At 36.6% G+C, this 26,362-nt stretch carries 30 protein-coding genes and 1 other annotated feature; of the genes, 6 read left to right on the top strand and 24 right to left on the bottom strand.

Features of this window, described 5'->3' with window-relative positions; genetic code table 11:
* Positions 1-19 precede the first annotated feature (19 nt).
* A complete protein-coding gene (locus K332_RS0101550; protein WP_026905843.1) occupies positions 20-850 on the bottom strand; it encodes a mechanosensitive ion channel family protein in 831 nt (276 codons plus the stop codon).
* A 155-nt stretch (positions 851-1,005) separates the two neighbouring features.
* On the bottom strand, positions 1,006-1,173 hold the full coding sequence (locus K332_RS24145; RefSeq protein ID WP_169727339.1) for a hypothetical protein: 168 nt from the start codon (positions 1,171-1,173) through the stop codon (positions 1,006-1,008).
* A gap of 142 nt (positions 1,174-1,315) precedes the next feature.
* On the opposite strand from K332_RS24145, the gene K332_RS0101540 reads away from it, so the two are divergent.
* Entirely contained in the window at positions 1,316-2,233 is a 918-nt protein-coding gene (locus K332_RS0101540; RefSeq protein ID WP_026905842.1) for an SDR family oxidoreductase, read from the top strand.
* 36 nt (positions 2,234-2,269) lie between these two features.
* Here K332_RS0101540 and K332_RS0101535 read toward each other — a convergent pair whose 3' ends face one another.
* The 9 genes from K332_RS0101535 to K332_RS0101495 form a co-directional block, all read right to left on the bottom strand.
* Positions 2,270-2,794 carry a hypothetical protein gene (locus tag K332_RS0101535; protein WP_026905841.1) on the bottom strand — a complete coding sequence of 175 codons (525 nt, stop codon included), beginning with the start codon at positions 2,792-2,794 and terminating at the stop codon, positions 2,270-2,272.
* Between the two features lie 292 nt (positions 2,795-3,086).
* Positions 3,087-3,602, bottom strand: coding sequence for an STM3941 family protein (locus K332_RS21800; protein WP_036687818.1), 516 nt, complete (start codon positions 3,600-3,602; stop codon positions 3,087-3,089).
* Between the two features lie 123 nt (positions 3,603-3,725).
* Positions 3,726-4,190: an NUDIX hydrolase gene (locus K332_RS0101525; protein ID WP_026905840.1), complete on the bottom strand. Its 465-nt coding sequence runs from the start codon at positions 4,188-4,190 to the stop codon at positions 3,726-3,728.
* A 13-nt stretch (positions 4,191-4,203) separates the two neighbouring features.
* Positions 4,204-4,635, bottom strand: a complete 432-nt coding sequence (locus K332_RS0101520) for an NUDIX domain-containing protein (RefSeq protein WP_051359311.1) — start codon at positions 4,633-4,635, stop codon at positions 4,204-4,206.
* Between the two features lie 110 nt (positions 4,636-4,745).
* The gene (locus tag K332_RS0101515) at positions 4,746-4,964 is read right to left on the bottom strand and encodes a PepSY domain-containing protein (RefSeq protein WP_026905838.1); all 219 of its coding nucleotides are present in this window, start codon (positions 4,962-4,964) and stop codon (positions 4,746-4,748) included.
* 151 nt (positions 4,965-5,115) lie between these two features.
* Complete coding sequence (locus K332_RS23505; protein ID WP_010098795.1) at positions 5,116-5,256, bottom strand: YpzI family protein; 141 nt, start codon at positions 5,254-5,256, stop codon at positions 5,116-5,118.
* A gap of 174 nt (positions 5,257-5,430) precedes the next feature.
* A complete protein-coding gene (locus K332_RS0101505) occupies positions 5,431-6,195 on the bottom strand; it encodes a MerR family transcriptional regulator (RefSeq protein ID WP_026905837.1) in 765 nt (254 codons plus the stop codon).
* A 218-nt stretch (positions 6,196-6,413) separates the two neighbouring features.
* Positions 6,414-6,797, bottom strand: a complete 384-nt coding sequence (locus tag K332_RS0101500; RefSeq protein WP_036687814.1) for a CopG family transcriptional regulator — start codon at positions 6,795-6,797, stop codon at positions 6,414-6,416.
* Between the two features lie 129 nt (positions 6,798-6,926).
* Positions 6,927-7,400, bottom strand: a complete 474-nt coding sequence (locus K332_RS0101495; protein WP_026905835.1) for a DinB family protein — start codon at positions 7,398-7,400, stop codon at positions 6,927-6,929.
* A 109-nt stretch (positions 7,401-7,509) separates the two neighbouring features.
* Between K332_RS0101495 and K332_RS0101490 the strand changes: the two genes are divergently transcribed.
* Entirely contained in the window at positions 7,510-7,824 is a 315-nt protein-coding gene (locus K332_RS0101490; protein ID WP_026905834.1) for a hypothetical protein, read from the top strand.
* Positions 7,825-7,872: 48 nt separating this feature from the next.
* Here the strand turns inward: K332_RS0101490 and K332_RS0101485 are convergent, their stop codons facing one another.
* Positions 7,873-8,721, bottom strand: a complete 849-nt coding sequence (locus tag K332_RS0101485; RefSeq protein ID WP_026905833.1) for a DegV family protein — start codon at positions 8,719-8,721, stop codon at positions 7,873-7,875.
* A 297-nt stretch (positions 8,722-9,018) separates the two neighbouring features.
* Between K332_RS0101485 and K332_RS0101480 the strand changes: the two genes are divergently transcribed.
* Positions 9,019-10,575 carry an ABC-F family ATP-binding cassette domain-containing protein gene (locus K332_RS0101480; RefSeq protein ID WP_026905832.1) on the top strand — a complete coding sequence of 519 codons (1,557 nt, stop codon included), beginning with the start codon at positions 9,019-9,021 and terminating at the stop codon, positions 10,573-10,575.
* 72 nt (positions 10,576-10,647) lie between these two features.
* Here the strand turns inward: K332_RS0101480 and K332_RS0101475 are convergent, their stop codons facing one another.
* From K332_RS0101475 to argS, 6 genes are all read right to left on the bottom strand, one after another.
* Positions 10,648-10,953, bottom strand: a complete 306-nt coding sequence (locus K332_RS0101475; protein WP_026905831.1) for an MGMT family protein — start codon at positions 10,951-10,953, stop codon at positions 10,648-10,650.
* A 98-nt stretch (positions 10,954-11,051) separates the two neighbouring features.
* Positions 11,052-11,183: a hypothetical protein gene (locus tag K332_RS24645; RefSeq protein ID WP_281170883.1), complete on the bottom strand. Its 132-nt coding sequence runs from the start codon at positions 11,181-11,183 to the stop codon at positions 11,052-11,054.
* A gap of 62 nt (positions 11,184-11,245) precedes the next feature.
* On the bottom strand, positions 11,246-11,869 hold the full coding sequence (locus K332_RS0101465) for a class I SAM-dependent methyltransferase (RefSeq protein ID WP_026905830.1): 624 nt from the start codon (positions 11,867-11,869) through the stop codon (positions 11,246-11,248).
* Positions 11,870-12,012: 143 nt separating this feature from the next.
* Entirely contained in the window at positions 12,013-12,099 is an 87-nt protein-coding gene (locus tag K332_RS24350) for an anti sigma factor C-terminal domain-containing protein (protein ID WP_281170885.1), read from the bottom strand.
* Positions 12,100-12,325: 226 nt separating this feature from the next.
* Entirely contained in the window at positions 12,326-12,964 is a 639-nt protein-coding gene (gene trhA, locus K332_RS0101460; RefSeq protein ID WP_026905829.1) for a PAQR family membrane homeostasis protein TrhA, read from the bottom strand.
* A gap of 87 nt (positions 12,965-13,051) precedes the next feature.
* Positions 13,052-14,731 (bottom strand): arginine--tRNA ligase, encoded by a 1,680-nt coding sequence (argS, locus tag K332_RS0101455; RefSeq protein ID WP_026905828.1) that lies wholly within the window; start codon positions 14,729-14,731, stop codon positions 13,052-13,054.
* A gap of 69 nt (positions 14,732-14,800) precedes the next feature.
* Positions 14,801-15,024: a binding site (T-box leader), on the bottom strand.
* Positions 15,025-15,169: 145 nt separating this feature from the next.
* Here argS and K332_RS0101450 point away from each other — a divergent pair.
* Positions 15,170-16,438, top strand: coding sequence for an ATP-binding protein (locus K332_RS0101450; protein ID WP_036687810.1), 1,269 nt, complete (start codon positions 15,170-15,172; stop codon positions 16,436-16,438).
* A gap of 118 nt (positions 16,439-16,556) precedes the next feature.
* The gene (locus K332_RS24345) at positions 16,557-16,856 is read left to right on the top strand and encodes a hypothetical protein (RefSeq protein ID WP_245604615.1); all 300 of its coding nucleotides are present in this window, start codon (positions 16,557-16,559) and stop codon (positions 16,854-16,856) included.
* Positions 16,857-17,244: 388 nt separating this feature from the next.
* On the opposite strand, the gene K332_RS0101435 is transcribed toward K332_RS24345, so the two are convergent.
* Positions 17,245-17,721 carry a hypothetical protein gene (locus K332_RS0101435; RefSeq protein WP_026905825.1) on the bottom strand — a complete coding sequence of 159 codons (477 nt, stop codon included), beginning with the start codon at positions 17,719-17,721 and terminating at the stop codon, positions 17,245-17,247.
* An 89-nt stretch (positions 17,722-17,810) separates the two neighbouring features.
* Between K332_RS0101435 and K332_RS0101430 the strand changes: the two genes are divergently transcribed.
* Positions 17,811-19,307 carry a nitrate/nitrite transporter gene (locus K332_RS0101430; RefSeq protein ID WP_026905824.1) on the top strand — a complete coding sequence of 499 codons (1,497 nt, stop codon included), beginning with the start codon at positions 17,811-17,813 and terminating at the stop codon, positions 19,305-19,307.
* A gap of 275 nt (positions 19,308-19,582) precedes the next feature.
* Here K332_RS0101430 and narI read toward each other — a convergent pair whose 3' ends face one another.
* From narI to K332_RS0101405, 5 genes are read right to left on the bottom strand one after another with little or no spacing between them, the layout of a single operon-like run.
* Entirely contained in the window at positions 19,583-20,278 is a 696-nt protein-coding gene (narI, locus tag K332_RS0101425) for a respiratory nitrate reductase subunit gamma (RefSeq protein ID WP_026905823.1), read from the bottom strand.
* Positions 20,279-20,314: 36 nt separating this feature from the next.
* Entirely contained in the window at positions 20,315-20,917 is a 603-nt protein-coding gene (gene narJ, locus K332_RS0101420) for a nitrate reductase molybdenum cofactor assembly chaperone (protein WP_026905822.1), read from the bottom strand.
* On the bottom strand, positions 20,914-22,422 hold the full coding sequence (gene narH / locus K332_RS0101415) for a nitrate reductase subunit beta (protein WP_026905821.1): 1,509 nt from the start codon (positions 22,420-22,422) through the stop codon (positions 20,914-20,916). Before narH ends, narJ begins: the two co-directional genes overlap by 4 nt.
* Positions 22,412-26,089, bottom strand: coding sequence for a nitrate reductase subunit alpha (locus K332_RS0101410; RefSeq protein ID WP_026905820.1), 3,678 nt, complete (start codon positions 26,087-26,089; stop codon positions 22,412-22,414). The genes narH and K332_RS0101410 overlap by 11 nt, the downstream gene beginning before the upstream one ends.
* A complete protein-coding gene (locus K332_RS0101405; RefSeq protein WP_026905819.1) occupies positions 26,090-26,359 on the bottom strand; it encodes a hypothetical protein in 270 nt (89 codons plus the stop codon).
* Positions 26,360-26,362 lie beyond the last annotated feature (3 nt).

Here is a 26,362-nt window from a genome sequence, read left to right as displayed (position 1 = left end):
CCTTCTCTCCTTGAAAAAATTATGCTTCTTTACTAATATTCACTTGATGAGGATATGGACTATCGATACCACTTAGATCAAGGGCTTCTTTAATTGCTTTTCTTAAATTACGTTCTACTCCCCATTGCTCACCATTTCTTGTTTTTGCAATTACGCGAAGTACAATTTCAGATGAACCAAAAGCTTGTACACCTATTACATTTGGTCCTTCTACTAATGTTTCATCCTCTGAAGCAATTCGTTCACAAACTTCTTGTAGTATTTGTGTTGCTTTATCAATATTTGTGTCATAAGGAATGCTAATATCTACAAGTGCCTGCATACTTCCCCGGGAATGATTACTTACATTTGTAATTTCCCTATTTGGTACATAGTGAAGTGTTCCATCAAATCCTCTGAGTTTAGTTGTTCGGAGCCCAACTTCTTCCACAACTCCATCTTTACTTGCGACGGTAACATAATCTCCTACATCAATTTGTTGTTCAAGTAGAATAAAAAAGCCAGTAACAACATCACTTACCAAGCCCTGTGCGCCAAAACCGATGGCAAGACCAACAATTCCCGCTCCTGCTAACAGTGTTGTAATATCAAAATTGAAAATCGAAAATACAAAACCTACAAAAATAAACAATAAGAAATAAGCTAAAATATTTTTGGATATGGATTCGAGTGTCATAGCTCTCCCATTAGACATGTCTTTCTTTTTTCGATTAAAAATTCTTTCTATCGTTCTGTTTCCAATTGACTTCACAATATAATATACGATAACAATGGCAAGTAATTTAAACATAATAATGCCTGTTTTCATCAGTATATCTGCCCAATTAATACTATCTAACCAATCTAACATAATACCACCTCTAGTAATAAAATCTAGTAATCTAAATAAAGTCTTAAAAAGATTACTATATAAATGTTTCCCAAAATCTATCAAAATAAAACATGTAGCTTGTCAAAATACATCGAATGCCAGGCACCGGAATATTTTAAGGTGCCTGGCTATTCTTATAGTTTCGGATAATATTGTTGATATGTTGGGTTTGTAAAGTATGGCGGTCTTGGTCCAATTTCAGGTAAATGAAACTTTCTGTTATTACCATAACGGACTGTCACTTTATTATCAGATTGGTTGACAAGTAGAAGCTTTACCTCAGGATTAAAATAATAGCTCATCATATACCTCCTCATATTCTAAATATTGTATTCTCCTTCTCCAAGGATGGGACTGTTAGGATGGATAGTTTTAGGACTAGGCACACTATCTGCCCAGACAGAATAAAGTATCTAAGGAATTAGGAAGAGGAGGATGAATACCATGGCTAAGGATAAGAAAAAGCCTTATGATTATCCAATGTATCCAAACTACGGAAAGATTACTCGATTTCAAGAGGTCCCTGTCACTGTGCCAGAGCAAAGACAATATCAACAACCTGGTCTGGAGAGTCTAATGGTTCCAAAACCAATTATTGAAAATCCCAATTATATAGGAACTGAAAAATTATATGGAAAAGTAGCTTTAATAACTGGCGGGGACAGTGGAATAGGAGCAGCAACAGCTATCGCCTTTGCCAAAGAAGGTGCAGATATAGCTATTTCCTATTTGGATGAGCATGAAGATGCAAACCGGACAAAAACGAGAATTGAAGAAATTGGAAGGCGTTGTCTACTATTACCAGGAGATGTCCGTGACAAAAATCAATGTGTAGATATTGTTAAAAAAACGATTGAGACTTTTGGGGAGCTACACATACTTTGTAATCATGTAGGAATACAGTTTCAACAAAAAAGCTTACTAGATATCTCTGATGAACAGTTTGATGATACGTTTAAAGTAAATATATATTCCCATTTTTATACTACTCGAGAAGCATTAAGACATATGAAAGAAGGTAGTACGATTATTAATACAACCTCTGTTGTAACTTTTGCCGGTAACGATCAATTAATTGATTATACAGCAACAAAGGGAGCAATTGTTGGTTTTACAAGAGCACTTGCAAGAAGTTTATCGGAAAAAGGGATACGCGTTAATGCTGTCGCCCCTGGAAGGATTTGGACACCATTAATTCCAGCCAGTTTTTCTGCTGATCAAGTAACACAAGTGAACAACTTGATGGACCGTCAAGGACAGCCATTTGAACTAGCACCAACTTTTGTATATCTCGCTTCTGATGATTCTAGATTTGTTACAGGTCAAATATTACATGTAAATGGTGGAGAAGTATTTGGGTAAAGCCGGGATTACTAATACCCGGTTTTTCTCATATATTTAGTATTGTTTTGGTAACTTTTCCACTAATTCTATTAATATATCCATCTGCTTTTGCTGTTGTTCTTGAGTTTTTTCAACCTGTTGTTGGAGATTTAATAGCTGTTGTTGAAATTGTTGGTTTTGATTCTGTTGTTGGTTTTGCTGCATATTTTGTAATAATTGAAACAACTGTTCTGTCTGTTGTTGGTTCCCCTGTTGTTGATTCTGTCCTACTTGCTGCTGTTCTTGTTGGGTTTGACTAGATTGTTGTAATTGCATGATTTGTTCCTGCTGTTGCTGAATTTGTTGCTGGAGATCTTGAAATTGCTGTTGAATTTGCTGTTCTTGCTGCTCTTCCTCTTTTATTCCCATTACTTGACCTATCACTCCAAGTGAGTCACCCACAACATTAAATAAGTTTCCGATTAATTGAACATAATCTGCAGGACTACCTCCAGAAAATGAACTAATATTCTGTTGTCCGTTTTGATTAAAGGGATTTGTCTTATTCCTTGCACGATTATACCGCTGAAAATCCTGCATTCACGGTTCACCTAACTTTTCTAATTCTATATATTAATGAAAAAGCCATTATCTCCATACAACATTTTATGGGCTCGAATTAGAAACGTTCTTAGAAAAATTTGCATTCACTAACCCTTTTTCTAAGCATTTTTTATAAAACTTCATGGGTCATCCCTCGAGTAGACTTCATATTGCAGGAGTAATGCTCATTTAAATAATCATTCTATACATGCAGGTAGTGTTTGAATTTCCTATCCTGCTTAAGTAAAAGAGGACGTAGCACCATCCATGACGGTGTTACATCCTCTTTTTAATTTGCCGTTTTCCAGTACTTATTTATTGTGTTCGTCAACTCATCCATTGAACAATCAAGAATTTTAATAGGGATGTTAACTTGCGTGTCCATTAATCCCTTATTCATTTGATTAAGCATTTTCTTAAAAGAACTAGACCTATCAATTATTAATTCTGGATCCAATGTATAAATACCCAAATATGTCTGTCCACTAAAGCTCACAAAATCAATATCTGCAATTTCATCCCATTCAACGAGCCCTGCTTTAATATATGTAGATTGATCTATAATCCCCTCATGATTAATAATAATCACAGGCTTTCTTTTAACCATACTTATCACCCAGTAAACCATACAAAAACCAAAAATTATCAATCCTAAAGCTCCAATAATAATAAATTTCATACTATCTCGACCACTTTCCGTGAATCCTATGAACAATAGAAATCCACTAACAACTACAAATATCAAGCTTAGTACTCCATACAATATCAGCTTGCCTCTTTTAGCATAAATAACGAGTTCATTCATTTCAAATTCTCCTTCCCCTTCAATAAGTATATCTTTTGCACTATATCCGACAAGGGTAAAAAGTCCTTTTAGAGTTCGGGACTTTTGATTTAAAATGGAACGACAAATTTTAAGGAGGCGGTTTTAATAACCGTCTCCTTTGCTTGATAAATATTCCTTTAGTATTTGTCTGTGACTTCCTACCATTTTTTCTGGGAAGTATTCCGGATAGAAAAATTCAAATTTAATTGACTCTGATTTATCAATGTCTAAATCCCCTTCATATTCATTCGTGTGATAAGCAATGGTTACAACGTAAAATTGATCGCCATTTTCAGCTACAATAAAATGATCTTTTCCTGAATATACATTGATTAGATTAAGTTCACCAATCGTCAATCCCGTTTCCTCCAACACTTCTCTTCTTGCCACGTCTTCCGTAGACTCACCAAGTTCCATTAGTCCACCAGGGATACCCCATACACCATTTGGAAACCTTCTTTGTTGCAATAAAATCCTGCCCTCATTATCCGTAATAACTGCGACTGCCCCAACAAATATTAGTGGCCTTTGACCGACCAACTTCCTTAATTCTTCTATGTATCCCATCTCTCTACCCTCCCTATTTTTCAATCGCCTTCTGAACTGCCCAAATTTGATGTTTGTAGAAGAAATACCTCTCCATATCATCAATAGTTACCCATTCCATCCTATGGTCTTCCTCTATTGGTTCTTGTATTTTTTCCCCAAGTTCAACTAAATAGAAATATCCATCACTTAATAAATACTCATCCTTGCTAGAGACAAAATAAAACTGTGCTGTACCAATAAATGACCCAATAATTGCTCGATAACCTGTTTCTTCAATCATTTCCCTCTCTATACAAGTTATATTACTCTCATTTCCCTCAATTCCACCACCTGGTAAAAAATGATAGCCTTTATTGTAGACAGTTAGAACGTTATTTTTTGAGGAATTTAGAATGACTGCGTAAGTACCTTTTCTTACTTGATAATCTTTATTTTCAGCTGGCTTACCAAAAATAAGCTTCAAAATACCAACCCCTAAAAAAGGAATAAAAAATCATAATTCCGAAATATAACTTTCTTTATTATATACGGAATATCTAAAGAAGCGCCATAATTTGGCGCTTATCCTATTACCTATTTATTAAATTTCACTATTTTTTTCATTATATCCCCAGTACGTGCATTTACTTCCACTTCCGCTTTTCCATTACTCATTTTTATAGTTAATTCATAAACAAATTTTCCATTATCCTCATCAAGTTCCATTTCAACTACGGATCCTTCAACAACACTCTCTGCAATTTCAATTGCTTGAAGTTCAGAAATGAATTTCTCGGTTAAAGCTTGTTCCATCCTAAGTACCTCCTTTTGCTTAATTCCTCCTTAATGACAGTATCTAAACTATAAACAACCATTCTTAGGAAACTATAATAGCAAGATTAGAAATTGATTAGAAAACAAAAATCCCTCACTACTTGATGTAGCGAGGGATTGACATTCCTGATTATTTTTTACCATCATTTAATTCCATTGCTTCTTCAGGACTAGACATAATCGTTGAATTTTTATACTTTAATCCAACATCACGGTCCGATTCTACACGTCTACTTTGCTTTAGCTTTTTTTCTTGACGATCTTTTCCCATCATAGCACCTCCTAATAGTAAGATGCTTTGTTTAGTAAGAATTATTCTTAAAATGGAGATAAGATGAAACATGTATAACCCCGTGAAACGATTTACTTATTTTTGAATAAGCAGTTGAAAAAGTAAAGATTTTCAGTATAGTTAGATAGTACGATTCACACAGGATTATGTTGGCTATTCGTCCACTCCCAAGTAATTTAAAATCGCATCCCGCAAAAACTTAGTTCCACCAGTTACTGATTTCTCATAATATGCCGCAAAACGTTCATCAGCAACATACATTTCTGCAAGTCCCGCGTGTGCTTCTTTAGAGTAACTAGTCCATGAATACATGAGCCATTCTTTGTGTTTTTCAGCAAGCTTCCTAGCTTCAGGTGATGCTGGGTCCCCGGTAGCGTATGCTTTGTCTAGAAGCACAAAGATTTCTTCTCCCAGTTTGGTCATTTTCTCATAATCTTCCTGGGACATGCCTCTCAGTTTTGCATTACTCGCATCAATCGTTTCATCACCGTATTTTTCGCGAATTTCTTCTCCGTATTGCTTTTCATTATCTTCAATTAGTTTTTCCTTAAATCCCTCAAACTTTTCCTTATCTTGCATTGGTTTTCCTCCTTCAATACTAGCAATTGTCTTCTCCACCGTTGCCATTATTTTGTCAAGACGGGTTCGTTTTTCTTTAAGTTTCTCCAAATGAGTTAGTAATGCTTTACTACGATCAAAACCTGGTTGATTGATAATGTCCAAAATATCTTCTAAACTAACTTCTAACTCCCTATAAAATAAAATCTGCTGAAGAAGATCAACTTCCTTTTGTCCATAGATTCGATAACCAGACGAATTAATTCTAGCCGGCTTTAATAATCCAATTTGATCGTAATATCGGAGCGTGCGGCCGCTTACTCCTGACATAACTGCTAGCTTTTTTACGGTATATTCCATTGTTCAACCCTCCTGACAATTCTTATCATAAACGTTTACGCAACGTAAAGGTCAAGGGAAAATAAAAAAGTATTTCAAAAAAAATCAAATTCATGTTTGAAAGAATAAGTGTAATAGTAATCAGGGAACACAAGGCAGATCCGGAAGTTCATCATGAAGAAAGCCAAGTTTCCAAATAATCAAAGGACCTGGCATAGATTTTTAACAGTATGAAAAAATCACTTCAATCCCTCTAACGCCTTCCGCACTTCTGTTGTAGCACGTAATACTCCCAATACCTTTAATGTTCGAATGGATTTTCTAATTAGTTCTGCATCAACAGTGTCCTCAAAAACAAGCATCCCTATAACCTTAATATCTAATACTTTTCCAGACTTAACCACATTCTCTAGTTCCCCACGAGTGTAGTACGCTACGCCAATTGCCAATGCCTTGTCAGCAATAATCTGATCGACCACATCTGCATGTTCTGAAAGATTATTTCTAATTGCATTTTTTATGAAATCTGTTCGATTAGAGTAAAATCCTTGCTCCACTAACAAGTCAATCTTTCCTAAATCTACAACATTCAAGTTTACTGTCACTTTTTCTGTTTCCGCCATCTTTACTCCCCCTCTGTTTATTTTACCTTTAATATAGCATATACTCCATTCACCATCCATACAGATGGTGAATAAAATTCAAAAATTTAGGCAAAACCCTTAAAATAAGTGTTTTGCCTAAATTTAGGATTACATCTGATCCTCTTTAGTAGGTCCCATTACACCTGGAACTCTAAGTCCTGCTTGTCTTAACAGCACTGTCATCTGACCACGATGATGCGTTTGATGATCAAGCATTGATCGTAAAAGTGACCCTCTAGAAATAATTCCTGCAAAGCTATCTACAGCTTCGACTAATTGTTCATCTGACAATTTTTCAACCTCTTGTTTGATTTGGTCAGATGCTTGACGGTATGCTTCAACAATATCGGCTGCACTATGTGGAACATCATTAGGTCCTCCAGCCGCCTCTATTTTAAGTCCAACTTGACCGCCAAAAAATGAAGGTGATGTTGCTAAATGCCAGCCCAACCAACCAAGTGTATTATGTCCTTCTGCAATTGCTTGATCTAATGTTTCATCAGTTAATGCTTGAAGAACTTTAAGTGTTCCCTGTGAAGCAATATCCCATTCTTGTAAGAAATCATCTTTCTTTCTATACATATGTCATGCTCCTTTCATCTTCATTTGTAATCATTTTAACCAATTTTACTATTATTTGCACTGGACATGCATATATATTACTAACCAGAATGAAGAAGGGAGAAATTATATGAATAAAAAACTGTCTTTACTCGGGGCTTTTTTAGTTCTTGCTGTAACTGCATTATTAGATACACCAACAAATTCCAAGGCAGATTCCATGTACTATAATTTTGACAATGAAAATTCAATGGAAGCTGATGCGCAAAATGTTCAACGTACCGCTTCCTATTCCTATGAATTTTTGTTAGATGATATGCAGGAAGTGGATGATTATATTGTAGAAACATACAAGGAGTACCAAGTCCATGAGGATACGGAAGGTAATATTATTTCGAGAATTCCAACGACTAATTACCAATATTTAAAATATGAAAAAGAATAAACCTATTAGAAAACGACATAAGCTAGTGTTAGCATTATGTCGTTTCTCTTATTCAAACCAAAACACTGCAATTGCTCCCTCACCAGCATGGACTGCTAGCGAAGAACTTATTTCTCCGATTACAATGTCAAGACCAGGCACTTTTGATCTGATTATTTCTTTCAAACTATTTGCCTTATCAGGTGCATTAGCATTTGCGATTGCAATTTTCTTAACAGCATGTTTTTCACAGGATGTTTTAATTAAATCTACCATTCTACGGGTTGATTTCTTCTCTGAACGAATTCGTTCCACCAACCCTAACTCACCACTTTTCCCAATGGAAAGTATTGGCTTTATTTTAAGAAGATTTCCAATCACAAAGGATGCTCCGGTCATTCTTCCACCTTTAAATAGTTGATCTAACTTATCTAACAAAATCAAATTTCGATGTCCTTTTGTCTTCTCCCGTAATAGCCTAGCAATTTGTTCACTTTCTAAACCCTGTTCTGCTAATTCTATTCCGCTTTCTAATAAACCAGTAATAGCAAAAGAAAGGGAATGTGAGTCAATTATTTCAACATCTAGTCCTACCTGCTCCACAGCTGTTTTTGAACTAGAAATAGTACCACTTAATTTTGAAGAAACATGTATAGCAATGACTTGTTCATATTCTTCTTTTAGTTTTTCATATAATTCTATAAATTTCCCCACATTTGGCTGTGAGGTTTTAGGGACTTCTTTTTCCCTACGAATCATTTCATATAATTCTTCATTCGTTAAATCAATCGTGTCCTCATATTCTTTTCCATCCGAGATAATAACAATAGGTACTACATATATATCCGGGTGTGATTTTAATTTATCTGTTAAGTAAACTGTACTATCTGTAACAAAGGCTATTTTTTTATTAGCCATTCCGGTTCCCCTCTCTATCCCATGTCTATTTATTAAATAATTATACATTTAATCATATTTTATACCAAGTATTAATAACTAGTAATAATAATAGATGATAATTATTGATAATATCAATCAAAATTGTAAAAAGTTGATAAAACCTATTTCCCGTACCTTTCTATCAAAAGAATAGGTACTTCGTGACATAGTAAGATTCATTGTAAAGAAATAAATTAAAATTCCCCCTACCCCTTTTCCGATATGAACCGTATAATAAGAAAGAATGTACCAAAGAAGGAAAAGGTGTTATGAATCATGAGTTTACTAACTGTAAAAAATTTAAGTCACGGTTTTGGTGATCGTGCAATATTTGAGAATGTATCTTTCCGTTTACTGCAAGGGGAACATATTGGTTTAATTGGAGCAAATGGTGAAGGTAAATCTACTTTTATGAATATCATTATCGGAAATCTAGAACCTGATGCTGGTAATGTTACTTGGGCAAAGCATGTTCGGGTTGGCTATTTAGACCAACACACTGTTTTAAATCAAGGTATGTCAATTCGTGATGTACTACGAACTGCTTTTCAGTATCTATATGATATGGAAGAAGAAATGAACCAGCTTTTTGCTAAAATGGGTGAAGTAGAACCTGACGAATTAGAAAAATTACTTGAAGAAACTGGCAGAATGCAAGATGCCTTAACGAATAACGATTTTTATACCATTGATGCGAAGGTTGAAGAAGTTGGTAATGGACTAGGCTTAAATGATTTTGGGCTTGACCGTGATGTGCATGATTTAAGTGGTGGTCAACGAACAAAGGTACTTCTTGCAAAACTACTCTTAGAGAAGCCAGAAATTTTACTTCTTGATGAGCCTACCAACTATTTGGATGTGGAGCATATCGAATGGTTAAAGGGTTATTTACAGAATTATGATCATGCTTTTATATTGGTCTCTCACGATATACCGTTTTTAAATAGTGTTGTTAATTTAATTTATCATATGGAAAATCAAGAGTTAACAAGATACCCTGGGGACTATGATGAATTTTTACGTTTACATGAACTTAAAAAACAGCAACAAGTAGCAGCGTTCAAGAAGCAACAGAAAGAAATTGCTAACTTAAAGGACTTTGTTGCTCGTAATAAAGCGAATGCGGCAACAGCAAGAATGGCTCAATCACGTCAGAAGAAATTGGATAAAATGGACGTAATTGAACTAGATGCTGAAAAGCCAAAGCCAGAATTTAATTTCAAACAGGCTCGGACTCCAGGAAAATATTTATTTGAAACGAAGGATCTTGTAATTGGTTATGATGAAGCTTTATCCCGTCCACTTAATTTGGCTATGGAACGCGGCCAAAAAATCGCATTATATGGTGCAAATGGAATTGGAAAAACAACATTACTACGAAGTATTCTAGGTGAAATCCCTCCTATATCTGGAACTGTACAATTAGGAGAACATCTTCACATTGGTTATTTTGAACAGGAAATCAAAACAGAAACAACCAATACTTGTATTGAAGAAGTATGGGAAGATTTTCCTCATTTCACCCAGTATGAGGTTCGTGCTGCATTGGCAAAATGCGGCCTAACAACCAAGCATATTGAAAGTAAAGTTCAAGTTCTAAGTGGTGGAGAGAAGGCTAAGGTTCGCTTATGTAAGTTAATGAACAGCGAGACCAATTTACTCGTACTCGATGAACCTACAAACCACTTAGACCAAGATGCCAAAGTGGAATTAAAACGTGCACTGAAAGAATATAAAGGTAGTGTTCTTCTTATATCTCATGAACCGGAATTTTATGATGGTGTTGTCACGGATATATGGAATTGCGAGGACTGGACGACTAAAATATTTTAAGAGAAGAATGCCAACAGTTATCTGTTGGCATTCTTTTTATGTTTTTTACTATATATCTACTAACCTCCAAAATTATGGATGCCACTGATATTTTTCCAAATCTATTTGTTTATTAACTCCTAACTCCACATCTTCTATCTCAAGATTAAGGACTTGTTCCTGATAGGTAGCTTCATCTTTAATGACAACTTGTCCTTTTGCATTAATGACCCGATGCCATGGAAGTTGATGTTTCTTGCTCATGGAATGAAGAATTCTTACAACCTGCCTAGCCGCTCTTGGACTCCCTGCTAACCTAGCAATTTGACCGTAAGTCATAACTTTTCCCTCTGGTATATTTTTTATAATATTTATAACCTCTTCTGTAAAATGTGTCATTACCATATCTCCTAATTAATAGACAGAGTTAATATTTATAATTGATTATAACATTAGATAAAAAATGCGCCCATACTTGAAATGGGCACATTTTTTTCTTAAGGACTCTCATCTGCAGAAACAAATTCTGCCTTATTCATGGCTAGATGTACATCACCTTGTCCCCACACAAATCCCATAGCTATGAGAAGCGCAGAGCCAAACAATACCATTACTAATCTTTTCTTCATTGTTTTCACCTCCGTGATGATTATATTCTGCTCTATAATAAATATGTCAATTATTTCTAATTTTATATTATGGCTAATTTAGAAGGTCTTGCCCAAATGATGATTCCAATACCAGACCAAAACCGCTCCACTTTATCAATAATAAGTTGTGATTCTTCTACAAGCTTTAACATATTCCGATTACAATGACATCCTGATATTTTCCTGTAAATCGGATCAACAACCCTTTGAGTCATTGATAAAAATCCATTCGTACTAAGACCGTGTTCTAACAATAATACCCTTCCATCTTTTCTACACCAATTATTGAATTGATTTAATGTTTTGATTGGTTCTGGGTAACTGCATAACGTAAGTGTTGATACAATCGTGTCGTAGGAATCTGATTCAATTTGGAGTGTGGTTATATCTTGATTGATGAACTTCGCATTGATTTGATTCCTTCTTGCCGCTCTAACTGAACTTTTAATCATTTCAGAGCTAAAATCAACTCCCGTAATACCGGTAATCTTTTCCTTATCATAGTAAGGAAAATTTGCTCCGGCACCTACGCCAACTTCTAATACATTTCCACTTGCATCTCTAATTACCCTTTTTCTCCAAGATTCTAGTTTAGGATTTTGTCGATTATTTTCGTACATCATCACTTGCCTATCAAATTTTCGAATAAGTTTTTCTTGTTTCATAATAAGACTCCTTTAATTAATATTTAAGTTCTATGTAAATGCGACATGTGTGAATAGTAATTACCATTTAATCTAATTCTCCTATTATCCCAATTCCAAAATCCGACCTCATCTACTTCAAGGTTACTAATCCATTCATCGTCTTATAATCTTAGTATTTCTTTTGTAGGTCCCGTGATGACTACTCCGTAATGGTTTATCCCATTTTTCTCGAGAAAATCATCTGTTATTCTTTTCAGACCTCCTTTGTCTAATAGCTTGTCTACCCCGGAATAGTATTAACATTTTCCTTCATTTCCCCTGCCCCTCATCTATAGAACGAATAAGTTGCAGAATAGTAACAATTAATATTAATATTTTAAAAGTTTATTCCATTATACGTTACAAATTCTTAATTTGATGAATTAAAAAAGAGCTAAGAGAAAATTCTCGTAGCTCAAGTTGGTATGTGATTGTTTACACCAAATATAGGAGGACACAAAAGAAATGACAAATAGTTCCCGCTAAAACAAATAAATGCCAAACCATATGATGATATTTAAATCCTCGCCACATGTAAAAAATGGTTCCTATCGTATAACAAAGTCCACCAATGACAAGGAGAACAATTCCACCGTACTCTACATTTGCGGTGATGCGACTCCAGCCTAAAATTACCAGCCATCCCATTAGCAAATAAAGTAGTGTGGAAGTAACTAGGAATTTTTTAACATAATAAGCTTTAAATATCACTCCTGCTACAGCTAATCCCCAGACAATCCCAAACATTGTCCAGCCTAGTCCACCTTTAATGACAAGTAATGTGAAAGGTGTATAGGTACCAGCTATAAATAAATAAATGGAAGAATGGTCAAATATCTCGAATAAATCTTTTGCCTTTCCTGGTGGAAAAGCGTGCGCAAGTGTTGATGATGAATATAAAATAACCATTGTTGAACCAAAAATAGTAAAACTAACCACATGTACTGCAGTACCATTGAAAGCTGCGAATACGATTAACAATACCAATCCAGCAATACTTAATAATACGCCAATTCCATGGGTTACAGCATTTGCGATTTCCTCACCTTTAGAGAATGTATGTGTTTCTGCCAAACCAATCATCCCTTACTTTTTGTTATTACATTCATTAATTATATACTTAATATACCAATAACAATACTTGCAAATCAAAGTGTTACATTACATTTGTTCCGGAGCCTGGATGCCTAGCAGATTTAATCCCTCTTTCAATACTATTTTAACTGCCGAGACAAGTGAAAGACGATTATATAATTGGTCTTCATCTAAGATTTTTACAGCTGCATAGTATTTATTAAATGCTTTTGATATTTCTAGCAGAGTTTTTGCAATTTGCGATGGATCATAGTCATCCAATGCTTTTCCAATGACTTCTGGAAAAGAGAATAATAGCTTAATAATTGGCCATGCCTCTTCGTCTAGCAGATTGGGTTGGTTGTCTTCTTTAAAGCTATAATTTCCCTTTTTAAGTAAAGATGCTGCTCGCGCATGAGTATATTGCACGTATGGCCCCGTTTCCCCTTCGAAACGAAGCATATCTTCTAGTGAAAATTCAATATCATTTAGTCGATAACTTTTTAAATCATGGAAGATAATTGCTCCAACACCAACCTGGTTTGCTATTTCCTCTTTATTATCTAGATTTGGATTTTTTTCTTCAATATTGGTTAAGGCCAATTGGATAGCTTCTTTGATTACTTCTTCTAGTAATACAACCTTTCCTTTTCGAGTGGACATTTTCTTGCCATCTTTGAGAATCATACCAAACGGAACATGTGCCATGCCTTCTTGCCACTGATAGCCCATTTTTTGCAGAACTGTAAATAGCTGTTTAAAATGAAGTGTTTGCTCATTTCCGACAACATAAAGTGACTTATCAAAATGGTACTTCTCTTGTCGATAAATTGCTGCTGCTAAATCTCTCGTTGCGTATAACGTTGTACCATCACTTTTTTTAATCAAACAAGGTGGGAAGTTTTCTACCTCAACAACTTGTGCAGCATCCGATTCCACTAACAATCCTTTTTCTTTTAGCTCCTCAACAACAGATTCCATCTTATCATTGTAAAAGGCCTCTCCATGATAAGAATCAAATGGAATTCCTAAACGGTCATAGATTTTCATAAACTCATTTAATGATTCTTCACGGAACCATTTCCAAAGCTCAATTGTTCCTTCATCTCCCTCTTCTAGCTTTTTGAAGGCAGCACGTCCAAGATCATTTAGCGTTGGATCTGAATCCGCTTCTACGTGGAACTTCACATATAAAGCTAATAATTCTTTAATCGGGCTTTTCTTAACCTTTTCTTCATTCCCCCACATGTCGTATGCAACTATAAGTTTTCCAAATTGCGTTCCCCAATCACCAAGATGGTTAATACGCACCACTTGATAGCCCTGTTTTTCCGCAATTAATGCTAAGGAATTTCCAATCACTGTAGAACGCAAATGTCCCATAGAAAATGGCTTTGCAATATTTGGTGAGGATAAATCAATCGTCATTACTTTATTTGTATTTGGTGATGAACCGTACTGTTCTCCTTCCTTTAATATCTTACTAATAGTAAACATCGATACGAGCTCTTTCTTTAGAAAAACATTAATATATCCACCAACAGGTTCTACTTTATAAGCAATTTTCAAATCTATCTTGTTAGCAATCTCTTCAGCAATGCTATTCGGTGACTTACGATAATGTTTAGCTAATTCAAAACATGGAAAAGCTAAGTCACCTAACGAGTTAAACTTAGGCTTTTCTATCATCACCGTTATATTTTCCTCTGTTAATGCCTCTCCTAGCACTTGAATCAACGCATTTGCAAACTCTTGTTTATACTGCATTTCCATTCCCTCCAATAATCAGGGGACTGTCCCCTAAATAAAATAAAAAAACTCCCACCTCTTCCATAAGAAAGAGGCGAGAGTTTCAAATCCCGCGGTACCACTCCATTTATTTTTAACAAAAGTTAAAAACGACTCAAAATTGTTAACGAGGGTTCTCCCCGACTTCCCCTACTACTAATTCAGAAAAGCATCTCCAAAGTCCGGTTCATCATTTGATCAAGCACCAGGCTCCCACCAACCCCAGCTCGCTTAGCCTCACAAACAACTACTCTCTTTATCAACGATTTTAATTGTTTCCATAATTATAACAGATTTTGGTGGTGCCTGTCACCACCCGATATTTGGCGAAGTTTGTCGAATAACAAAAGATAATTTCCTATTCAAATTTGGTATACTTTTCTTAATACAAACTAAAAACGAAGAAAGGTTTTGTGCATGAGCAAACAGAATACATTAATTCAATATACAAATGAAGCAAGTAAAGATTTACGTTTCTATTATGGTTACGCTTATCCAATAAAAAAATCAGAAGAATTATTAAACGAAAAGTATGGTTCTGGATTTTCACTTTATAACATGGATGTAGATAGATTTTCCGACTGCCAAGAGGTAATAGAAGATATACTCACCCATTATCCAAATGAAATTGAGCCAGTCCATAGAGTTTTTGACACAATTGGTCCATCTAAGATAGTAGACTCAGAAGAAAGCAAATACAGTATTAGACCATCAACCATTAATACTTTGTTCTACTTTCATAACTATGAAGTTGCACTTGTTAGTTTACCAATTTATAGCTATGGACACCCACATCAGGAAGCTTTTCTTTTCGGAAAAACCGATGAACTGGTTACTAAGTTCCTACAGTTCTATGATGAGATGGAGCACAAGTTTATGCTTCAAGGAATTACGATTTTCACAGATACAGATGAGGGTCTAAAAAGATCAAAAGAAAAAATCACCATGCAAATTAACCGTGAAGATGTGCTATTAGAGAACCAACTTAAAACAGAAATTTACCGTTCTATAGATGAATTTTTCTTACATAGCGGTAATTTCTTCAAAAAATATAATATCCCGTATAAAAGAGGGATTTTATTATATGGGAGTCCAGGAAATGGTAAAACTACTTTAGTAAAATCAATCGCAGGAAGTGTTAATGCACCTATAGTATACTGGCAAATCACGGAATACACCCACAGTTACTCCATTCAAGAGATTTTTTCCAAGGTTGTAAAGCTTTCACCTATGGTTCTAGTGATTGAAGATATAGACTCCATGCCAGAAGAGTCCCGCTCTGTATTTTTAAATACATTAGATGGAGCAACTACAAAAGAAGGGATATTTTTAATTGGTACAACAAATTATCCCGAGAAAATAGACCCCGCCTTAATTAACCGCGCTGGTAGGTTTGATAGAGCATATGAAATCAGACAGCCAAATGAAGATTTAAGGAAGAGTTATTTAATTAAAAAGGGAATATTGCAATTGCTAGAAGATGACCTATTAGATGAAGTGGTTAGAAAAACAAATGGTTTATCCATTGCTCAACTTAATGAAGTCTACATGTCTGTCGCATTAGAATGGCATTATGAACAACGAGTCGATATTATAAAACTAATTCATGATCTACAAGAAAATCAGAAAAAAGTCTATAAACAAGACTGGATAAACAATTCTGAAGGTGCAAAGCTAGGTTTTTAAACTTAATAAATAGACTATCTCTTTGATTATTAGGAGGTAGTTTATTTCTAATCAATTCTTGTAGCATACAAAAGCTTTATTCTGTATAATAAAAGCAAATTAATAAAGGAGTGTTAGCATGAGCAAATCAAAAGCCCAGAAGAAACGAGATAAGTTAGTTCGTGAGGGGAGACTAAATCCCGAAATTAACCGTAGTCCATATGCCACATTGGACCTAAGCACCAGAAGAACAAAAACAAAAAAAGACCATCTATATCGAATGAAATACAAGAACCGTCATCCAAAACATGAGGAAAACGGTTCTTTTTATTTTGCTGTTTTACATAGTTTGCAGGTTTGGGTATTCGCTATTGATGGAAACTGTGCGGTAACTAGAGCCCTGTCAAACAAAGCATGTGACCGACTCAGGAAAACTTGAGCCCCTTCAAAACAAACCATGTGACCGACTCTGGGAAACTTGAGACCTGTCAAACAAACCATGCGACCGACTCTGGGAAACTTGAGCCCTTCAAAACAAACCATGCGACCAACTCTGGAAAACTTGAGCCCTTCAAACCAAAGTATCTGACCAACTCAGGGAAACTTGATCCCTTCAAAACAAAACATGCACCCGACTCAGGGAAACTTGAGCCCTGTCAAACAAACCATGTGACCAACTTAGGAAAACTTGAGCCCTTACAACCAGAGCATGTACCCTGATCAGGAAACTAGGGAAATTATTGCCGCACACTCTATAAAATTTGAGTAACTCATGTCACCGTTATAGAAATTTGCAAAATCCGCTGCAAATAGTCTTTGACTTATCCTCATAAAACAATATGCAGAAGGATAAGAAAAAATAAAGTCATTCCCATGTATAAATGTATATATCGCAATTTAATGGTTGGTTTATAAAGTCTTAACCAGCCTGTTGCAATTTGAATTGCAAGTGTTACTAAAGCAATTACACCAACTACCATTTTATAATTGGAGATGGAAAACCCGTATCGATACATCACTAATGAACCGTGAGCCAATATGGCCACAAGCGCAATATTACCTGTCCATCGATGAAGAGTAACTACCCTCTTAGAAAGCCTCGCCAACTTCACTTTTGTTTTTCGATTAGGAACGTTCCGAATAGTTTCAAAGACTGCATTTCTTGTCCAATTGTAGATAAATAATAAAGCCCCCATTAAACCAAACCAAATATGTATTTGTAAATTCGGAAATGAAAAATGCCCCATCACATTCCAAATTAAAATGATTAATAAAATAAAATTAAAAAGGAACCATTTACTCATGAAATTCCCCCTTTCTTCCCATACTATAAATACTATTTGCTTTATTATAAATTAAAAATATCACACGAACGAGAAAGGCTTGTTATTCCATGAAAAAACCTGGTTTACAACTAACTTTGCAAACTTCAAGTCTTGTTATTGGCTTTATGGTTTGGGTACTTATCTCTTCATTAATGACTTACATTCAAGAAGATATTACATTAACAGATGGACAAGCATCTATTGTAACAGCAATCCCGGTTATCTTAGGTTCGTTACTTCGAATTCCAATTGGTTTTTACTCTGATCAATTAGGTGCTAGATGGATATTTTTTATTAGTTTCATCATCTTATTGTTTCCTGTTTTCTATATTAGCATAGCAGATTCTTTCGCGGATTTAGTAATAGGTGGACTTTTACTTGGTATTGGTGGAGCAATCTTTTCTGTTGGTGTAACATCACTCCCTAAGTATTTCCCTAAGGAAAAACATGGCTTTATTAATGGTGTATATGGTGTCGGAAATATTGGGACAGCAGTGACCACTTTTGGTGCCCCAATAATTGCCGAAGCTACTAGCTGGCAAACTGCAGTACGATTTTATCTAATTTTGCTATTGCTATTTGTCGCATTAGTATTTATTTTTGGAGATCGAAAAGAACAAAAATCAAAGAAATCCTTGGTTGAACAAATTAAAGGTGTTTACCAAAATCCAACCTTATGGTTTTTAAGCTTATTTTATTTCATAACGTTTGGTTCTTTTGTAGCATTCACCATCTTTTTACCATCTTTTTTAGTAAGTAACTTTGGTCTAGATCCTGTTGATGCCGGTATTCGTACCGCAATATTCATTGCTATTACAACATTACTACGGCCTATTGGTGGTCTCCTTGCAGATAAATATAATGCTTTCGTTATCTTGTTGTTTGTATTTATTGGCGTATCGTTCTCAGGGGTCCTACTCTCTTTTTCACCAGGGATTAAATGGTACACGGTAGGTTCGTTATGTGTTGCAATAACTTGTGGAATTGGAAATGGGACTATATTTAAACTAGTTCCACTATATTTTTCACAGCAGGCTGGAATTGTCAATGGAATTGTTTCTGCTATGGGTGGCCTGGGTGGCTTTTTCCCACCACTACTATTAACAGCAGTAAGTAATATAACAGGACATCACTCCATTGCATTTATGTTATTATCTGAGTTTGCTTTAGTTAGCTTTGTCATTGTTATCTTTATGTACTACCGGGATCGTATGAATATGGAACGCCATATTATCGAAGGGACTGCAGAAGGTATTATGGTAACGAATAAATCCGGGGTAATCCAAAATGTTAACCCTGCTTTCACTCGCATTACAGGCTATTCATTAGATGAAGCAAAAGGGAATACGCCAAGACTTCTTCAATCTGGTAAACACGGGAAAGAATTTTACGAAGAACTATGGAAATCAGTTAAGGAAAACGGGTATTGGGAAGGAACAATATGGAACAAGCGTAAGAGTGGCGAGCTTTATCAAGAACTACTTTCCATTAGTCCTATTAAAAATAATGTTGGAGATACCGTGTATTATGTTGGAATCTTTAATGATATATCAGAGCAAAATTAATACGTGATGATTTCCCGAGTTTTTAGGACTCGGGATTTTTTTGGTTCATGATTATTTGGAATTATATAACCCGAAATCTAAATCATCTACCCAATTCCTAATATCATGTGACTGAAACCCCATACCTTGCAACTAGGAGCAATAACCATCAGCCACTAAAACCATGGAACCTTATATCCAAACCATCCGACCATATCCCCAAACCTTATGACCATAAATATCCCCCACTCCAACAAAAAAAGCCTAAGAGCACAAACTCTCAGGCCTTATTCCAATTACAATCCTTCTCTCCGATAATTCGATCTTGATCGATACTGCTGTGGAGGTCTTGCAGGATAGCGAATCGGAAAGCTGAAGATATGAACAAGTCTTGTAAATGGAATAGCAGCAAAAAAAGCAAAGGCTGAAGCGACATGAACCTTAAATAACGTTGGAACCCCAATCATTAATTCATAATTAGGTTGTAAAATGAACAAGCTTCTAAACCAAGGTCCAATCGTTTCCCGGTATTCATATTCGACAACTGTAGTGTTAAAAATTAGTGTCATATATGTACCCGTTCCTGCCACAAATAGTAACATTAGTACGGAAGCGAAATCCGCAAAAGTTGCCTTAATACGTACTGGATCAATCGTTGATTTACGAATTAACAAAATAATTAATCCTACTACAACCATTAAACCAGCTAATCCTCCACCCCAAATTGCCCCGAAATGGTATAGGTGATCCGATATTCCTAGTGATGTATAAAATCCATGTGGTATCACCATTCCCATGACATGCCCAATAAAGGCAAATATAATTCCCCAGTGGAATAATGGAGAACCAATTTTCAACCACTTTTTTTCAAATATTTCCGTTGATGGTGCTGCCCATGTTAATTGTCTAAAGGCAAATCGGTACAGCATACCAAGGATCATAATGGTCAACATAATATATGGGAAAATAACCCACCAAAACATGTGAACCATTGTTATCCCTCCTTTTAAGTAAATTGGGTACCTATCCTACTGATACATAATTGGGTAAGGCATTTCTTCTAAGTCTGCTTCTTCTTGGTTGTTTTCCAATTCTTCAATTTCTTCCTTGGAAGGGTTAGGGAAAACATAATCCATTAATATACTTAAAACTTTGAAATAAGGGGTTTCTTCGTTAAGGTGACTACGAATACGTCCTAGCGCAATAGATAATCTATACTCCAGGCGCTCTTTTTCTTTCGATTCTGGTGAAACAGCTAGAAATTCCAAGAGCATTGGAATATAATCCACTAGCTCTTCATCCACCCGTTCAAACCCTGCTTGGTTAATGATCTTTTGTAGTTTAATTAATGCTGCTCCCCTTTTATTACTATCACCCAACTCATGAGCAGTTAAATACATTCCGGTTTTGGCTTTTAAGTCAAATGTCTCCACATAGAGTTCTTGAATTTCTTTAATTGCACTGTCTTCTAAGGAAGAATAAATTTCTATAAATTCATCCTTGATAGCGTTAGAATCGAGAACATCATCTGACAGCATCTTAAATTCTTTTATTTCTTCCAAAAATTCAATGGAAGGATATCCTAGTAATCGGGATGCGATTACTAGGATAGTTTGTTTTTCAGTACTCATAACTTCTCTCTCACCTTCAAATAGCCAAATGTCGGATTGACCCCTTCTTTTGGAGCTAACTCTTCCAGACTGCATACACCTTGTTCCAAATATAAATTGTCATCCATTTCTCTACGTCCTGTTGGAATAACAAACCGTTCATTATACTTTGCAACTCCAAGAAGACGAGCCATTTCTTCAATTTCCTCTGGATTCGTATCGGCCTCTTTTACTAACTCGCTTTGTTTAAATTCATCCACACCACCGACTGTTTTCCCTCTCATATATACTCGCATAGCAGAAAGTTTTAAGAGAACCTTACGAATCACACTCGTGTCACCTGCAGATAAAATGGAGGCTAAATACTCCATTGGAATACGCATTTGATCAACTGCTGGTATATATCCATCTGTCTTTAAATCATCTTCATTCGTAATATGGTTCATAATCGGACTTAGGGGGGGTACATACCAAACCATTGGCATTGTGCGATATTCTGGATGAAGTGGTAAGGCAATCTTCCATTTCATCGCCATTTTATAAACAGGTGATTCTTTCGCCGCTTCAATCCAAGCATCATTAATTCCAGACTTACGAGCCTTTTCTTCAATTTCTGGATCAAATGGATCTAAGAAACATCCTAATTGTGCCTCATATAAATCCTGAGGATCTTCGACAGAAGCTGCTTCTTTAACCTTGTCCGCGTCATACAACACGACACCAATATAGCGAATGCGACCAACACATGTTTCCGAGCAAATGGTTGGAAGACCAGCTTCTGTTCTTGGGTAACAGAAATTACATTTCTCCGCTTTGTGGGTTTTCCAGTTGTAATACACTTTATGATACGGGCATCCATTTTGGCAAAATCTCCAGCCACGGCAAGCATCATGGTCCACAAGTACTATTCCATCTTCATCTCGCTTATATAAAGCACCGGCTGGACAAGAAGCGACACATGATGGATTTAAACAATGTTCACAAATTCGCGGCAAGTACATCATAAATGTTTTCTCATATTCCATGGCAATATGGTCTCCAAGCTTCTCTACGTTGGGATCCATTGGAACAATTTCACTTCCACCAGCTAAATCATCATCCCAGTTAGATCCCCATTCCGGCTTATCGATATATTCGCCAGTAATTTGCGAAAATGGCCTTGCCACTGGTAGATTTTCACTTTTAGGACTATGAATTAAATTGTCATAATCATACGTCCAAGGCTCGTAGAACTCATCTAATTTTGCCTGATTAGGATTATAGAAAATAGTTGCTAACTTTGTAATAGGGCCACCAGCACGTAGCTGGAGTTTGCCATTCTTTAATATCCATCCGCCTTTATAACGTCCTGTATCCTCCCACCTTCTTGGATATCCAGGACCTGGCCTCGTCTCCACGTTGTTAAACCACATATATTCTGCGCCAGGGCGATTTGTCCATGTGTTTTTACAAGTAACGGAACAGGTATGGCATCCAATACATTTATCCAAATGCATCACCATAGCTACTTGCGCCTTAATTCTCAAGCCAATCAACCTCCTTAAGTCCTCTGATGATCGCAATCGTGTCACGCTGATGTCCGGTCGGTCCATAATAGTTAAATCCATAACTTAATTGAGAGTACCCACCAATCATATGAGTTGGTTTTAATGTGATTCTTGTAACACTATTATGTGTTCCACCACGTTTACCGCTGACCGTTGTCCCTGGCACACCCATCGTTCGATCCTGGGCATGGTACATATAGGCCATCCCTTTTGGTATCCGGTAAGTTAGAACCACTCTTGCAGCTACTGCTCCATTCCGGTTATAGACTTCAATGAAATCATTATCCTTCAGTCCAATTGATTTACCATCATCCTCGTTCATCCAAACAACTTGCCATCCTCTAAATAAGGTAGACATATTAGTAGTCTCCGTGAACATGGTATGGATGCCCCACTTTTGATGCGGAGTTAGGTACCGCACAGTTATAGACGGAGTCGTTTCTTTCACGTGATTCTCGTTTTTCATAAATGGACCCTTATTGAGTGGTGGTAGGTATAATGGTAGCCCCTCACCGAAGTCCAACATCATTTCGTGGTCTAAATAGAAACTTTGTCTACCAGTTAACGTCCTCCACGGGATGTTATATTCCTTGTTAACAGTAAATGGCGAATACCGCCTGTTATCTTTTTCCATCCCACTCCAAACAGGTGTTGATATCGAAGTTCTTGGCTGTATGGTTAAGGCATCTAATGTAAAATCTTCTTCCTCTCTTGCCTCTGCAATCTCAGTTAATTTTTTTCCAGTCTTTGCTTCCATAGACTTCCAACCCTCTACAGCACGTTTCCCGTTAGTTGCACCAGACATAAGAAGGATGGCATTAATCGCTTTTTTGTCCGTATACAAATCTGGATTACCTTTTCCGATTCCATCGCGCTTACTTACACCAAGTCTATCCTTCAGCTCATCAAAAACCTTCTCACCAGGAATTTTAACACCCTTACCACCATAACCCTTCTTAAGTTCAGGACCGATTGTCGTCATTTTTTGATAGACATTAGGATAATCACGTTTCACGACAGAGAAATTTGGCATTGTTTTTCCTGGAATCGCTTCCACTTCACCAGTTCGCCAATCCTTAATTTTTCCATACACTTGCGCAATTTCTCCAACAGAGTCATGACCAAGTGGGCGCATCATAATTTCTTCTTGTTCCGGGAGATGAGTTTCTGCAAGCTCTGAAAATACTTTGGCAATTTCCCGGAATGAATCCCAATCGCTCTTTGCCTTCCATGGTGGTGAAATTGCAGCATTAAATGGATGAACAAATGGGTGCATATCAGTACTACTAATATCAAACTTTTCATACCAAGTTGCTGCTGGAAGTACAATATCTGAGAAAAGCCCTGAGCTTGTCATACGGAAATCAATACTAACGAAGAGGTCTGTCTTTCCTTCTGGCGCATCTCCTTCTACTTTGACATGTTCAGGCTGCCAAGAGTGAGAGGTATCTGACAAGACGGCATGATCAGCACCAATTAAATGCTTAGCAAAATACTCATGCCCTTTACCACTATCACCGAGTAAATTAGAACGCCAATTGAAAAATAGTCTTGGGAAATTTTGTGGATGATCTGGATTTTCAATTGCCCATTCGATTTCTCCAGTTTTTATACGTTCTACTACATCATCAACTATTTCCTGTGGACTTTTTGCGCCACGTTCTTTACTTTCCTTTACTAGATCAATTGAGTTTTGTGTAAATTGTGGGAATGATGGCAACCAACCGAGCCGTGCTGCTAGTGCATTAACATCTGCCGGATGCATATTATTATATTTACCATTCCATGTTGTGGTTTCCTTATTTATTTCGTCCTCATATCGGAATTGATCCGTTGCAAAATAGAAAAATGAAGTCCCATTCTGTAATCGAGTGGCGGAACCCCAATCACCAGCAAAAGCTACTTGCTGCCAGCCTTCAACAGGGCGAACCTTCTCTTGTCCTACATAGTGAGCCCATCCACCACCATTAACCCCTTGAGACCCAGTTAATAAAATTAGATTTAATATCGAACGATAAATTTGGTCACTATGATACCAATGGTTTGTTCCTCCACCCATGGCAATCATAGATTTCCCTTCCGTACGTGCTGCATTATCCGCAAATTCCTTTGCAACGGTGATCACATGGTTACGATTAACACCAGTAATACTTTCCTGCCAGCTTGGAGTATATGGCTTTGGATCATCGTAATCAGTAGGGTAATCACCAGCTAAGCCCCTATTAATTCCAACATGTGCCATCATCAGGTCGTAAACCGTAGTGACTGTTATAGTATTACCATCTTTATCTTTCATCTTTTTTACTGGAACTCCCCGGGTTACTGTTCCTCCTTCTTCTTCGGCAAAGTATGGAAAAGTAACTTGTGCGATAGAATCTGAAGTTTCCAGAAAGCTTAACCTTGGTTTTATATTAGTCCCGTCTTCATTTTCCAAGTCCAGATTCCACTTGTTTCCTCCGTCCCATCGAAAACCTTGACTACCATTTGGTGTTTCAATCTGATTTGTAACCTCATTCCAAATGACAGTTTTCCATTCTCCCAGATTTTCTCCATCGTGAAAATCAGAACTACGTAAAAATCGGTCGGTACGTACTTCACCATGATGATCCTTTAACATAATGAGAAATGGCAAATCTGTATATTGTTTTACGTAGTCCATAAAATATGGCGTCTGCTTTTTTACGTAAAATTCTGTTAGTATGACATGGGTCATAGCCATCGCTAAAGCTCCATCTGTCCCAGCACGTGCAGGTAACCAAATATCTGCGAATTTATCATACTCCGCATAGTCCGGACTGACACCAACTACTTTTGTTCCATTATAACGAGCCTCTACCATAAAGTGGGCATCTGGTGTACGTGTTTGCGGGAGATTAGTTCCCCAAATAATAAAGTATTTCGTATTATACCAGTCCGCACTCTCTGGCACGTCTGTTTGTTCTCCCCAAACTTGCGGGGATGCAGGTGGTAAATCCGCATACCAGTCATAGAAGCTTAATATAGTTGCACCCAGTAAGGACAGGAAGCGTGATCCACCGGCATAGCTGACCATTGACATTGCAGGGATTGGACTGAATCCAACAATTCGGTCCGGTCCATATTTTTTAATCGTATGGATAGCAGAGCTACTAATCATTTCGCAAACTTCTCGCCATTCTGCACGAACAAACCCACCCTTTCCACGGGCTTTAACATACCGTTTCCGCTTTTCAGGATTACTTACAATATTCTCCCAAGCTACTACTGGGTCATGGCCAGCGTCACGTTCTTCCCGCCACATTTCAAACAAATCACCACGTACGTAAGGATATTTCACCCGTGCAGGACTATAGGTATACCAAGAAAAACTTGCTCCCCTTGGACATCCCCTAGGCTCATATTCTGGAAAATCACCCCCCGTGGATGGATAATCTGTTTGCTGTGTTTCCTGTGTAATAATTCCATCCTTTACGTAAATCTTCCAACTACAGGATCCGGTACAGTTAACACCATGGGTAGAACGCACAACTCTGTCATGCCCCCATCTTTTCCGGTAAATATCCTCCGTATCACGGGACTTAGGGCTTTCTTCTGTCCAACCGTCATTAATTACATTTCCCCGCTTTAAGTACTTGAACTTTTCGAGCAACTTATTTCTATGCCCCATTTACAAGTCCCCTTCCTTTAAAGAACTTAATGGATTAAAACGTTCTCCAACAATCCTGAAACTTCCTTCTTCTTGTAGTTCTTCAAGAAATACCTTAGCGGTTGGAGCATTAGCTGCAACCAGTATAAGTCTCTCAATGGTATTTAAATCACTTATTTCATATATGCTTTGTACAACCTTAGAACTCATTTCGCCAAAACGCATACGTAAGATAGAAAGCAAATCCTCTCGGTCCTGGACCAAATCTGCTTCCTCTTCAAATAAAAACACTAA

Source organism: Paucisalibacillus globulus DSM 18846 (assembly GCF_000482485.1).
In the GTDB taxonomy this organism is placed as follows: Bacteria; Bacillota; Bacilli; order Bacillales; family Amphibacillaceae; genus Ornithinibacillus; species Ornithinibacillus globulus.
The sequence above is the reverse complement of the archived record's forward strand: the minus strand, read 5'-3'. Positions and strand labels throughout refer to the sequence as shown.